The sequence below is a fragment of the Pseudomonas graminis genome (assembly GCF_001705435.1).
Taxonomy (GTDB): domain Bacteria; phylum Pseudomonadota; class Gammaproteobacteria; order Pseudomonadales; family Pseudomonadaceae; genus Aquipseudomonas; species Aquipseudomonas graminis_B.
This window is the reverse complement of sequence record NZ_MDEN01000061.1, coordinates 189349-201386: the sequence shown is the minus strand read 5'-3', so window position 1 is coordinate 201386 and position 12038 is coordinate 189349. Positions and strand designations below refer to the sequence as shown.

The 12038-nt window shown below is 62.4% G+C and carries 11 protein-coding genes; 4 read left to right on the top strand and 7 right to left on the bottom strand.

Features of this window, described 5'->3' with window-relative positions; all coding sequences use genetic code 11:
- Nucleotides 1–17: 17 nt before the first annotated feature.
- Complete coding sequence (gene atzF / locus BBI10_RS11590; RefSeq protein WP_065988643.1) at nucleotides 18–1838, top strand: allophanate hydrolase; 1821 nt, start codon at nucleotides 18–20, stop codon at nucleotides 1836–1838.
- 110 nt (nucleotides 1839–1948) lie between these two features.
- Nucleotides 1949–2599, top strand: a complete 651-nt coding sequence (locus BBI10_RS11585; protein ID WP_065988642.1) for a GntR family transcriptional regulator — start codon at nucleotides 1949–1951, stop codon at nucleotides 2597–2599.
- A gap of 42 nt (nucleotides 2600–2641) precedes the next feature.
- Here BBI10_RS11585 and BBI10_RS11580 read toward each other — a convergent pair whose 3' ends face one another.
- Together BBI10_RS11580 and BBI10_RS11575 are read right to left on the bottom strand one after the other, a co-directional pair.
- Nucleotides 2642–3514 (bottom strand): NAD(P)-dependent oxidoreductase, encoded by an 873-nt coding sequence (locus tag BBI10_RS11580; RefSeq protein ID WP_065988641.1) that lies wholly within the window; start codon nucleotides 3512–3514, stop codon nucleotides 2642–2644.
- Between the two features lie 240 nt (nucleotides 3515–3754).
- Complete coding sequence (locus tag BBI10_RS11575; protein ID WP_065988754.1) at nucleotides 3755–4651, bottom strand: LysR substrate-binding domain-containing protein; 897 nt, start codon at nucleotides 4649–4651, stop codon at nucleotides 3755–3757.
- Nucleotides 4652–4834: 183 nt separating this feature from the next.
- Here BBI10_RS11575 and dapB point away from each other — a divergent pair, with 183 nt between their 5' ends.
- Nucleotides 4835–5635, top strand: a complete 801-nt coding sequence (dapB, locus tag BBI10_RS11570) for a 4-hydroxy-tetrahydrodipicolinate reductase (protein ID WP_208600749.1) — start codon at nucleotides 4835–4837, stop codon at nucleotides 5633–5635.
- Nucleotides 5636–5708: 73 nt separating this feature from the next.
- Here the strand turns inward: dapB and BBI10_RS11565 are convergent, their stop codons facing one another.
- Entirely contained in the window at nucleotides 5709–6578 is an 870-nt protein-coding gene (locus BBI10_RS11565) for a DMT family transporter (protein ID WP_347876467.1), read from the bottom strand.
- Between the two features lie 134 nt (nucleotides 6579–6712).
- On the opposite strand from BBI10_RS11565, the gene BBI10_RS11560 reads away from it, so the two are divergent.
- Complete coding sequence (locus BBI10_RS11560; protein WP_065988638.1) at nucleotides 6713–7567, top strand: LysR family transcriptional regulator; 855 nt, start codon at nucleotides 6713–6715, stop codon at nucleotides 7565–7567.
- 12 nt (nucleotides 7568–7579) lie between these two features.
- Here BBI10_RS11560 and BBI10_RS11555 read toward each other — a convergent pair whose 3' ends face one another.
- The 4 genes from BBI10_RS11555 to BBI10_RS11540 form a co-directional block, all read right to left on the bottom strand.
- On the bottom strand, nucleotides 7580–7978 hold the full coding sequence (locus BBI10_RS11555) for a glyoxalase superfamily protein (protein ID WP_279615255.1): 399 nt from the start codon (nucleotides 7976–7978) through the stop codon (nucleotides 7580–7582).
- A gap of 1197 nt (nucleotides 7979–9175) precedes the next feature.
- A complete protein-coding gene (locus BBI10_RS11550; RefSeq protein WP_065988636.1) occupies nucleotides 9176–9541 on the bottom strand; it encodes a hypothetical protein in 366 nt (121 codons plus the stop codon).
- Between the two features lie 163 nt (nucleotides 9542–9704).
- Nucleotides 9705–10454, bottom strand: a complete 750-nt coding sequence (locus BBI10_RS11545) for a creatininase family protein (RefSeq protein WP_065988635.1) — start codon at nucleotides 10452–10454, stop codon at nucleotides 9705–9707.
- 107 nt (nucleotides 10455–10561) lie between these two features.
- Nucleotides 10562–11752 carry a GAF domain-containing sensor histidine kinase gene (locus tag BBI10_RS11540; RefSeq protein ID WP_065988634.1) on the bottom strand — a complete coding sequence of 397 codons (1191 nt, stop codon included), beginning with the start codon at nucleotides 11750–11752 and terminating at the stop codon, nucleotides 10562–10564.
- Between the last annotated feature and the right edge of the window lie 286 nt (nucleotides 11753–12038).

The following is a 12038-nucleotide window of genomic DNA, read 5'->3' as shown; positions in this document are numbered from 1 at the left end:
ACAAGATGGATGCCCCCATGCATGACCTCCAAAACGCTCATATCGGCTGGACGATCAACGAGTGGCTGATGGCCTACCAGACCGGGCAGTTGTCGCCTGACGTGCTGCTGTCGTTCGCCAGCGCCTACCCGGAAACCGACACCGCCTGGATCGCCCGGGCCAGTCAGGCGCAGATCAGCGAGCAGCTTGAAGCCCTCGCCGAGCGTCTTGCTGCAGTCAACGGCGACATCACCCAACTGCCGCTGTACGGCGTGCCGTTCGCGATCAAGGACAATATCGACGCCGCCGGGTGGCCGACGACGGCGGCGTGCCCGGAGTTTGCCTACACCGCAAGCGAGGACGCGACGGTGCTGGCCCGACTGCGCGCAGCCGGGGCGATTTTGATGGGCAAGACCAACCTCGACCAATTCGCCACCGGCCTGGTCGGCACCCGCTCGCCTTACGGCACCGTGCCGAACAGCTTCAACCCTGATTACGTCAGCGGCGGCTCCAGCTCGGGCTCGGCGTCGGTGGTGGCGCGGGGGCTGGTGGCATTTTCATTGGGCACCGACACCGCAGGCTCGGGTCGGGTGCCCGCCGGGTTCAACAACATCGTTGGCCTGAAACCGACCAAGGGCCGCTTGCCCAACACCGGGCTGGTGCCGGCGTGCAAGACGGTGGACTGCGTCTCCATCTTCGCGCTGACCGTAGACGACGCGCAGAAAGTCGCCGGCCTGGCCGAAGGCTTCGATGGCGATGACGCCTATTCCCGCCACAACCCGGGCACGGCGCCGGTGGGCTTTCGCGCGGCGATGAAGCTGGCCGTGCCGGACACCCTGGAGTTCTTCGGCGATACGCACAATCAGGCGGTGTTCGAACAGGCGCTGCACCGATTGAGCGACATGGGCGCCGAGATCACCCGCATCGACTTCACCCCGTTCAAGGCCCTGGCCGAGCAACTGTATTACGGCCCGTGGGTGGCCGAACGCACAGTCGCCTTGACCGCGATGCTGGAAACCAACCCCGACGCCATCAACCCGGTGGTGCGTGGCATCGTCGAAAGCGGTTTGGGGTACAGTGCCTGTGACGCCTACCGCGCCGAATACCTGCGGGCCACGCTGAGCCGGCAGATCAACGACGCGCTGATAGGGTTCGACGCTTTGGTCGTACCCACGTCCGCGACCCTGCGCACCCAGGCGGAAATGGCCGCCGAACCGGTGCTGTACAACTCGCAGTTCGGCTTCTATACCAACTTCACCAACCTGGCGGACCTCTCGGCCCTGGCATTGCCTGCCGGTATGCGCGCCGATGGCTTGCCCTCCGGTATCACCCTGATTGCGCCGGCCTGGCACGACACTGCGCTCGCCCGGTTTGGCCAGCGCTGGCAGGAAAACGTCGGCTTGCCACTGGGCGCCACAGGTCGCTCACTTCCTTCGCCCACGGCATCGCCAGCGACTGCGCCGCGGGGCAGCGTGCGGGTTGCCGTGGTGGGCGCGCACCTGACCGGCATGCCGCTCAACGCGCAGCTGACCCGTCGGGACGCCGTGCTCGTCGAACAGACGCTCACGGCAGGCGACTACCGGCTCTACGCCTTGCCCGGCACTGTGCCGCCCAAACCGGGGCTGGTGAAATCCGCAAGCGGTGCATCGATCATCGTGGAACTGTGGGACATCCCGCTGGCGCGCTTTGGCGAGTTCGTGGCCGAGATCCCTGCGCCGCTGGGCATCGGCACCCTGACGCTGAAGGACGGTCGCAGCGTCAAGGGCTTCATCTGCGAACCCTGGGCGATTGACGGCGCGCTGGACATCACCTCGTTCGGTGGCTGGCGCGCGTACATCGGCAGCCTGAAAAAAGCCTGAGCCAACGCCTGACGCGGCCCTGAAACACCGTCGCGTCAGGCGCAAAGATCACCCGACGGAGCACCCCGGCCATCATCCCTTCACAGACACCCAAACCTCGCCCGGACAACATGGGCGAGCGCATCTATCAGCAGCTCAAGGACGACATCTTCGAGTTTCGCCTGCTGCCGGGGGATCGCTTTAGCGAAGGCGAGGTGGCCGAGCGCGTGCAAGCCAGCCGCACGCCGGTGCGACAGGCGCTGCATCGGCTGGAGCGCGAGGGGTATCTGGAGGTGTATTTCCGCAGCGGTTGGCGGGTGAGGGCGTTCGATTTCAATTATTTCGAAGAGCTGTACGACGTGCGCATCGTGCTGGAGTGCGCGGCACTGGCGCGTCTTGAAGCGCTGGATCTGGAGCAACACCCGGTCATCGATGAACTAAAACACACCTGGCTCGTCACCCCCTCCGAACGCCTGCAAGACGCCCAGCAGGTCTCAGCGCTGGACGAGCGTTTCCATTGCGCGCTGCTGGAGGCGGCAGGCAACACCGAGATGGCGCGCCTGCACCTGGAGATCACCGAGAAGGTCCGCATCATTCGCCGCCTGGATTTCACCCAGGCGGCGCGCATTGAGGCGACCTACGACGAGCATGGGCAGATTCTCGGCGCCGTGCTCAGTCGCCAGACCGCGCAGGCCCAGCAGTTGCTCACGCGGCACATCGAAATCAGCAAGCAGGAAGTGCGCAAGATCACCCTGCACCGGCTCCACGTCGCCCGGCCATGAGCTGACGTCTGCTCCTCACATCAACGGCAAACAAAAAAGCACTCAGCGCGGATTGCGCCGCTCTGCCACTTCGGCCAACACCGCCAGGTCCATCTCGCCTTGGCCGTGGTCGATGGCATCCTGCAAGTGGGCGCGGATCATCTCGGCGCTCGGCATCTGCACCGACACCTGGCTGGCGGCGGCCAGGACCAGATCCACGTCTTTAAGGCCCAGCACTGCCTTGAATGCCGCCGGCTCGTACGTGCGTTCGCCGATCAGCGCGCCATACCCGGCGTAGACCGGCCCGGGAAAGATCGTCCCCGACGCCAGCTCCACCAGATCGGCGGATTTCAGACCGTGGCGAGTGACCAGCACGGCCGCTTCGCTCATCGCCTCGATGGCCGAGACCAGCATGAAATTCATGGCCAGTTTCATCGCGTTGGCGCTGGAAGGTTTGTCGCCCATCCGCCAGGTCTTGCTGCCGATCAGGTCGAACAACGGCTGCACCCGGTCGATGGCCTGGGCAGCGCCGGCAGCCATGATATTCAGCTTCGCTGCGGCGGCCATGTTCGGCCGGCCCATCACCGGCGCGGCGATGTAGTCGATGCCCTGTGCGGCGTGCAGCTCGGCCAGCTCGTCGGCGAAGGTCACGGAAATGGTCGCCATGTTGATGTGGATCAGCGGGCCCTTGAGCTGCTTGAGCAGACCGGCATCCAGCAGCACCGCGCGCAGGGCCTTGTCGTCGGCAAGCATGCTGAACACCACGTCGACGGCGAACGCCTGGGCAGGCTCGGTGACTGCCGTGGCACCTTGCTCGACCAGTGGCTGCGCGGCCTCGGGGGAACGGTTCCAGACCAGCAGTTCATGACCGCCTTTCAACAGATTGCCAGCCACGGCCTGACCCATATTGCCGAGGCCCAAAAAGCCGATTTTCATGGGGATGCGCTCCAGTAGAAGGTGGGGTGTGCGGCGCACACTCGTATCACCCACCTTGAGACAGTTGTCTTGGCGAAAACGACGCTATGGGTGACAAACGGCTGCATTGGCCCAGCATTCCAACGCATGGAGGTCACGCGCCGTTGGGTGGCCTGAAGATCGTCAGGGCTACAGGCGCCGCAAGTCAGTGCCAGGCCCTATCGATTCAGCGCGGGACGACCGTCGCTTTTCCGGGAGGCGCTAATCGTATTTTCCGGTCTTGTGGGTCTGGGCAAGAATGAAGTCCACCAAGTTGGAAAATCCCTTGTGTTCTTTACGCGCAGGGAGGTAGAGCAGGTGGACCTGCAGCGGCGTTGGGCGATGATCGCGTAGCACTTCCACCAAACGGCCGGTGGATAAATCATTGATCACTGATAGTTCGGGCTGCAGTATCAGACCTGCGCCGCCCAGTGCGGCCTGACGCAGAGCATGACTGTCGTTGGAAGCAAAGCATCCATCTCCCGTCCAGCAGTAGCCGTCAGCGTTGTGTAACGGCCATTGAATACAGCCATAGACAGACAAGTGTCCAAGACACGAGTGGCGCTCGAGGTCGCGGGGGACCTGCGGCGTGCCCCGCTGCAACAAGTAGTCCGGCGCTCCGCAGATCACCATTTGGTAGGGCGGAAGCCGGCGTGCGACCAGCTCTGAATCGGGCAGCGCCCCTACCCGAACGACTAAGTCAAATTGGTCATCGATCAGGTTCACATAAGCGTTGCTCAGAATGAGTTCAATTTTCACGGCGGGATAGAGGCGTAGATAGCGGGTAACCAACGGAGCAATCCATGTGGCTCCCACGCTGTGTGGCGCGCTGATGCGGATCATGCCTCGCGGATTCGCGTGCATGGATTCAATGGTGTTTTCGGCCAGTTTAATCTGGTTGAGTACCCCGCGAGCTGTCTCGCAATACACCTTGCCCGCCTGGGTCAGGCGTTGGCTGCGAGTGCTTCGTTCCAGCAATCGCATGCCGAGTAACTCCTCCAGCTGCCGTACGTGCTTTCCCACCATAACCGCAGACAAACCCAGGCGGCGAGCAGCGGCACTGAAGTTGCCTGCGTCTACCACCTCAAGCAGCACCTGCATCGACTGCAATTTATTCATATTCCTAACCACCGGTTACAGATGCTCGAACGCTACAGCGCTTTTTCCTTCTTAACCAGCGCTCTAATCTTCGGTGCGTCGCCATTGTTGCCGATGAAGACCCAGGCACTTTAGCGGCCTGGAACCGAATGCTGCCTCATGGCTAGCCTTAGAAGTGTTGTGCGCAAAAAAAGGAATGGACCTGTGAAAATCGTTATTGCTGGAGTGACTGGTTGGGTCGGGCAAGCTATTTTTCGTGAAGCAATCAAAACGCCTGGCGTCGAGGTAGTCGCAGGTGTCTCTCGCAGCCGTGCCGGTGAAGACATGGGTACTGCTCTGGGCTTACCCGCCACCGGTATTGCCATTGTAGGTACGCTCGATGAAGCGTTGAACCTGCCATCGGATGTGGTCATCGACTACACGAATACCGAAGGTGTTCGTACTCACGCGCCCGCTGTCATCAGAGCGGGAAGAGCGCTTGTGATCGGGACCAGTGGCCTCGACGAAGTCGAGCTCCAGGCGTTGGATGCTTTGGCCCGGCAGCACGGTGTTGGTGTGGTCGCTGCGGGCAACTTTTCCATCAGCGGCACGCTGTTGAAACGCTTCGCGCTCGAAGCGGCGCGCTATCTGGCTGACGTAGAAGTTGTCGAGTACGCCAGCGCGCGTAAACAAGACGTCCCTACGGGCACCGGTCGGGAGCTCGCAGAAGCACTTTCCGCACTGCGCCAGGCGCCCACCACGATCCCGCTCGAAAAATTGAAAGGCTTGGTAGGGAGCAGGGGGGTGCCAATCGGTTCTGGCAGTCATGCAGTCCAGTTGCACAGCGTGTATCTGCCTTCCTATGTTCTCGCAGTCGAAAGCATCCATGCGACAGAAAGCGAGCGACTGGTCATCCGCCACGAGGCTGGCTGCAGTGCCCAGCCTTATGTCGCCGGCACGCTGCTTGCCGCGCGCGCTGCGCTGACGTTAAAAGGTTTGCTGCGGGGGCTGGAGTCGCTGATTTGATGGGCAACCACGAGCCAGCTGTCGCTTTGATTTGTCGCGATAGCGTGATGAGCGATGCGCAGGACCGGCCAATTCATGACGCCTCTCGCGCCTCGCCGCGTATCACCAGACCGATGCCGACCCCCGAGACCACCATGCCCAAGGCCATCAGCCACGACAGCGGTTCGTCGAACAGGGCCCAGGCCAGCAGCAGCGTCAGAGGCGGGCTGAGGTAAAGCACACTGGCGACTCGCGTCGGCGTGGCCCGGCGCAGGCACATCCAGTACAGGCCGTAGCCGCCGACCGTCGACACCGACGTCCACAGCACACTCATCGCGAAACCTGCGTTGGGCACGGGCGCGAGACTTCCGTGCAGTCCGGCAACGAGGGCAAACACGAAGGTCGAGACGAAGCACTGCAACCACAGGTTGGGCAGCAGGCCCAGCGCCTGCGGGTCTGGGGAGTGTTTTTGCCACAGTGTGGCGACCGCCAGTGACAGCATGCCCAGCACGGGCAGGGCGTAGGCCCATGGGGGTGCGCTGCCCCAGGCCAGCGCGTCGTGGGTCGCCAGCATCACGCCCGCCAGACCGATCAGCAATCCGATCCATACGCCGCGGGTCAATCGCTGGCGGAGCACCACGGCCGCCAGCACAGCCATGCCGATTGGCAGCAGATCGGCGAACAGCGCTGCCAGCCCGGCGGGCACACCCAGGGCAATGCCTTCGGTCACACCGAACAGATAACCGGCCATGGCCAGCAGGCCGATGCCGGCGTTTTTCAGCAGCACCGCAGGCGGTGTCTGGCGCAGCTGTCGGGCGACGAAGGGCACCAGAATCAGCGTGACCAGGAGGCAGCGCCAGAACACCACCAGGGACGCCGGCGCGTAATCGATGGAGAAGCGCGCGCCAATGAAGCCCGAACTCCAGATGATCACCAGCCCGGCTTCGAGCAGCGGCAAGGGCATCGCCCGGCGTGGGGACGGAAGGGCGAGGCTCGCGTTGGTCAGTTCGTTTGAAGTGTTCATGGACCCAACGTAACCAACCGCCGTAATCTAATAAATCAAAATAAACGACAGCAGTGCTTCGGGATCAGTGAACCATGAGTGCCATTCTGGATATCGAACAGGTCCGCACCTTCCACGCCGTTGCGCGCATTGGCAAGTTCAGCGCGGCGGCAGAACAGCTGCACAAAAGCCCGGCGGCCGTCAGCGTGCACGTGCAGCGGCTGGAAGCGGTGGCGGGGGGGCGGCTGCTCAATCGCGACAATCAGTCGGTGTCGCTGACGCCCCTGGGCAAGCGTTTTCTGACCTCCACCGCCGCGCTGCTGAGCACCCACGATCAAGTGTTGGCGGAGCTCCAAGGCACGCAGCTGGCGGGGCGCATCACCCTCGGCGTGCCGGATGAATACGCCACGCACCTGATTCGCGACGTGCTGCCGATTTTCACCGCCGCCTGGCCGAACATCGTTCTGGAGCTGAAGACCGCGCCCAGCTTCATCTTGCGCGATCAGGTGCGGCGGGGGCGGCTGCAGGTGGCGGTCATCGCCCAGCCGGAAGGCCAGTTGGGCGCGGACGATCAGTTGCTGGTGCCGACCACGCCGGTGTGGGTCGGCGCGGCGCATCAATCGGGGGATTTACCGAACCCGCTGCCGCTTGCCGTGCATGCGGTCCACTGCTCGTACCGGCAAGCGATGGTCGAGTCGCTCAAGCGCGCCGGCCACCCCATGCGCATCGTGCTCGAGAGCTCGTCCAATCAGGCGGTCAAAGCCTGTGTCGAGGCAGGACTGGGCATCAGCGTGATCGACCGCGCCCGGGTCACCGACGGCATGCGCATCCTCGATGGCCTGCCGCCGATCGCCGACCACGACATCATCGTCGTGCGCTCGTCAGCCAGCCACGGAGATGAGGCGATAGACCTGCTGCGGCAGGCCATCGGGCAGTATTTCCGGCTTTGAGGGCGCCGCGGGTCAGTCCTCGGAGCGCTCGCAGAAGCGCAGGCGGTTGCCGAACGGGTCGGCGATGTCCATGACCTTGCCCCAGTCGAGGTCTTGAATGCCGGGGCGTGAATAGCCGTAGTTTTTCGCCAGCAGTTCGCGCTGCAATTCGTCGATGTTGCTGACCGGCACAAAGATCGTCGAGCCCGGCGTCGCGTCGCCATGGTGCTCGGTCAGGTGGATGACCAGTTGGTCGCGACGGGCCTGGGCGTACAGCGGCAGGCCGGGTTCAAATCGGTGCTCCCACTCCAGGCTGAAGCCGAGAAAATCCACGTAGAACTCTTTCGCCTTGGCTTCGGAAAAAATACGAATCAGCGGTATCGCCGGGGACATCTGCACAGGGTTCACTCCTTGATAATCTGAGCGGGCGATTCTAGCCCAGACTTCAGAAGGGCGGTGCTCACACAGGCCTCTTCCCGGCTGAAGCCGGTCCCACTGACGGACTGCGTGCACCTGTAGGGCTGGCTTTAGCCGGGAAGGCGTCGGATGCCACACTGCAAAAATTGAGGGCGTTCACACAGGCCTCTTCCCGGCTGAAGCCGGTCCCACTGCCGGACTGCGTGCACCTGTAGGACTGGCTTTAGCCGGGAAAGCGTCGGATGCCACGCCGGGAAATTGAGGGCGTTCACACAGGCCTCCTCCCGGCTGAAGCCGGTCCCACTGACGGACTGCGTGCACCTGTAGGCCTGGCTTTAGCCGGGAAGGCGTCGGATGCCACGCTGCAAAAATTGAGAGTGTTCACACAGGCCTCTTCCCGGCTGAAGCCGGTCCCACTAACGGACTGCGTGCACCTGTAGGACTGGCTTTAGCCGGGAAGGCGTTATATGCCACGCTGCAAAAATTGAGGGTGTTCACACAGGCCTCTTCCCGGCTAAAGCCGGTCCCACTAACGGACTGCGTGCACCTGTAGGACTGGCTTTAGCCGGGAAAGCGTCGGATGCAACGCTGCAAAAATTGAGGGTGTTCATACAGGCCTCTTCCCGGCTGAAGCCGGTCCCACTGACGGACTGCGTGCACCTGTAGGACTGGCTTTAGCCGGGAAGGCGTCATATGCCACGCTGCAAAAATTGAAGGCGTTCACACAGGCCTCTTCCCGGCTGAAGCCGGTCCCACTGACGGATTGCGTGCACCTGTATGACTGGCTTTAGCCGGGAAAGCGTCGGATGCCACGCTGCAAAAATTGAGAGTGTTCACACAGGCCTCTTCCCGGCTGAAGCCGGTCCCACTGACGGACTACGTGCACCTGTAGGGCTGGCTTTAGCCGGGATGGCGTCATATGCCACGCTGCAAAAATTGAGGGCGTTCACACAGGCGTCTTCCCGGCTAAAGCCGGTCCCACTGACGGATTGCGTGCACCTGTAGGACTGGCTTTAGCCGGGAAGGCGTCGGATGCCACGCTGCAAAAATTGAGGGCGTTCACACAGGCCTCTTCCCGGCTAAAGCCGGTCCCACTGATACAGCGCATGCACTGGGTAGGACTGACCGGAAATAGGTGCAGCAGAAACAAAAACGGCGCCGTGCTGAAGATCAGCCACGGCGCGCGTCGGAGAAGCGGGGGGGTGAAGCGGATTAGCTGCGCAGGTCTTTCTTGATTTCGTCTTCGTCCTTGTGAGGCGCCGCAGTCGGCAGCTCGGGAGGATAGAACTCGCCTTTGAGATTCAGTGCGGCAATGCGTACCTTGAGCTTCTCGATCACGAGGTCGATGTCCTGTTGGTCATCGAGATCGTCCACACGCAGCCACAGGTGCGGTAGATTTTCAAAGTAAACGCCGTCGATTTCCACATCGGAGGTCATCTCGCGATCCTGGCGCCACAGGCACTTGCGGTGGACCGTCGCCGGGTCCTGTGGCCAGGTTTCCGACGTGGTCAGCCAGACCTCGTGGTAATCCTGCAGATCGATTTCTTCAACTTTGTCCAGTGGGATAAACGTATTCACATATCACCTGTCAGCCAAGGGGACCGGGCGAGGTCGTTGCGCTGCAGACTGCCCCAGATCCCATACCGTTTGAAAAAGCGCATACCACTATGGCCGCCATTTGGCGGACGAGTTCAACGCCCGCGCGCTATTGCCGCACGGCCAGGCCGTCAACGCAGCGACGTTAATGCAGCGCCGGTTCGCGACTGAACGCGTCAACCGCGCGCACCAGCCCCTTGGCCGCCAGCGCCACCAGCTCTCCGCCTTTTTCCGGCGTGGCCAGCGCAGGGTCTGAGCCCATGCGGCCATCGGGGAAGCGCGCTCGAAAATCCTTTGCTTCGCGGATCGGACCGGTCGGGGCAATCTGCGGCGAGTAGTCCGCCGACTTGATCGACTCCGGGTAGGCCCACTGGGTCACCGCGATCTCGGACGGCGTCGCGTGGGAGCCGTGGCCCACCGGAAACTGCCGATGGGCGAGTTCGCCGACGCCCTCCAGGTCCCACCAGTTGGTCAGCTTCAGGGCGAAACCGGCAGAACGCCCGGCGAAACTGGCTTCTGCGTACAGCTCGGAAAACGCCGCCTCGATCGACGCAACGTTGCCGCCGTGACCGTTGAGGAAGAGGATTTTCTCAAAGCCATGACCCGCCAGCGAGCGCGCCCAGTCACCGATGGCGGCGATGAACGTCGAGGGGCGCAGCGAGATCGTTCCGGGAAAGCCCAGATGATGCTGCGCCATGCCGATGTTGAAGGTCGGCGCGATCAGGATATCGGCGCTCTTCTGCGCTTCGTGGGCGATGATCTGCGGGCACATCCAGTCAGTGCCGAGCAGGCCGGTGGGGCCGTGTTGTTCGTTCGAACCGGTGGGCACGACAATCGTGCGGCTGCGCTTGAGAAACTGTTCGATCTCGATCCATGTGGACTGGTGCAGAAGCATGTCAGGTGCTCTCCTCAGAAAAGGGGGCTTCAGAAAAGTGGGTCATAGCGAAAATCAGTGTGCCCGCGACGCTGTGGCGCAGACGTGCCGACATCACCTGTCGGCGCTCAAACGGGTTGCGTGTAAGGAAAGCGCGCAATGAAACAGGTGCCCAATTGAGCCGATGAGCTCACGGTCAAAGTACCGTGATGAGCGCTGGCGATCTGCGACGCGATGTACAGCCCAAGACCGAGGCCTTCGCCGCGCCCGCCCGCTTCGGACCGGGTGAACGGCTCGAACAGCAGCGGCATCAGCCGTGGCGAGATGGGCGCGCCGTGGTTCATGACGGAAATGATGACCTGATCAGATTCCTGCCAGATGTGCAGGTCAATCGGCGAGGCGAGTGAGCCATGGGTCACCGCGTTGCCCAGCAGATTGGACAACAACTGGCTGATGCGCAGCGGGTCGCAGTAGACGCTCCCGTTGAGGTCGATGGCTTCGTTGAACGTTGCCTGCGGGTGCGACGCGCGGATCTCGTCCACCGTCGCTTTCAATACGTCGGGAAGATCATCCGTGGCCTGGCACTTCACCGGAATTCCTCCGCCCATGCGGCCCCTGGCGAAGTCCAGCACGTTCTCGATCAGCGCGCCCATGCGGATCGAGCTCTGCCGTATGGCAGCGACCAGCCCCTGCGAGCGCTTGTCCTCGGTTTTGGTCGCCAGCAGGTCGGCGCTCATGCGGATCGCACTCAACGGTGTACGCAGGTCGTGCCCCAGCACCGCCATGAATTGCTCCCGCAACCGTCCGTTTTCGTTGGCGTCGTTCAGCTCGGCGCGGGCGCTGTCCAGGTGGCCCTGAGTGTCCAGACTCAGCGCAATCAACTGCGCGAAGAGGGTCAGTGTCTTGACGATGGCAGGATCGCTCAGATCGGCAGGCACTGAGTCGATGGCGCACAGCGTCCCGAAGAAGCGGTCGTCGGGCAGGATGATGGGAATCGAAATGTAGCTTTCCAGCCCATAGGTGAGCGGCGTGTGATGGGTGGCGAAGTGCGGGTCGGCGCTGGCATGGCCGAACACCACTGGCTGGTGATGCTGCCTGATCTCGTGGCAGATGGTTGATTCCAGCACCAGCTCGCCGCCCGGTTTGAGGCCGAAATTGATCGAGTCATCGACGGCGCAGGCCACCCAATGACTTTCCGTGACCCTGGCGATTGCCGCGAAGCGCATGCCTGTCATGTGCTTGACCATGCTCAGAATGACGGGCACGGCGGGGATCGCATGGATCGCCTCAACATCCAAAGCAAACTCTGGGCGGGTCATCGGATCTGGCTCTGGGGGTTATAGGCATGAAGCGTATCTAAAATCGGCCAACATGGCTAACCCCTCGGTCCCGCACGGGAGATGCCGGCGCAGATTATTGAACCCTCACGCCCCTGCCGGGGTCGTTTTATTGATGCCCTGAGGGCAAATGTCATTTGCGTCCCGTGAGCTGTTTGCTGTCGGTCGACGTGGCGATACTTGTCAGCCTTATGTCATGTCTCTCGAAGCCTGCGCTTCTCCAAGCTGCCTGTTTGTCAGCGCTTTGATTTCTCAAAACAATGGGCCC

Coding starts and splice junctions, on each gene's coding strand:
- atzF (WP_065988643.1), top strand. CDS start 18: ATGCATGACCTCCAAAACGCTCATATCGGCTGGACGATCAACGAGTGG.
- BBI10_RS11585 (WP_065988642.1), top strand. CDS start 1,949: ATGGGCGAGCGCATCTATCAGCAGCTCAAGGACGACATCTTCGAGTTT.
- BBI10_RS11580 (WP_065988641.1), bottom strand. CDS start 3,514: ATGAAAATCGGCTTTTTGGGCCTCGGCAATATGGGTCAGGCCGTGGCT.
- BBI10_RS11575 (WP_065988754.1), bottom strand. CDS start 4,651: ATGAATAAATTGCAGTCGATGCAGGTGCTGCTTGAGGTGGTAGACGCA.
- BBI10_RS11565 (WP_347876467.1), bottom strand. CDS start 6,578: ATGCCCTTGCCGCTGCTCGAAGCCGGGCTGGTGATCATCTGGAGTTCG.
- BBI10_RS11560 (WP_065988638.1), top strand. CDS start 6,713: ATGAGTGCCATTCTGGATATCGAACAGGTCCGCACCTTCCACGCCGTT.
- BBI10_RS11545 (WP_065988635.1), bottom strand. CDS start 10,454: ATGCTTCTGCACCAGTCCACATGGATCGAGATCGAACAGTTTCTCAAG.
- BBI10_RS11540 (WP_065988634.1), bottom strand. CDS start 11,752: ATGACCCGCCCAGAGTTTGCTTTGGATGTTGAGGCGATCCATGCGATC.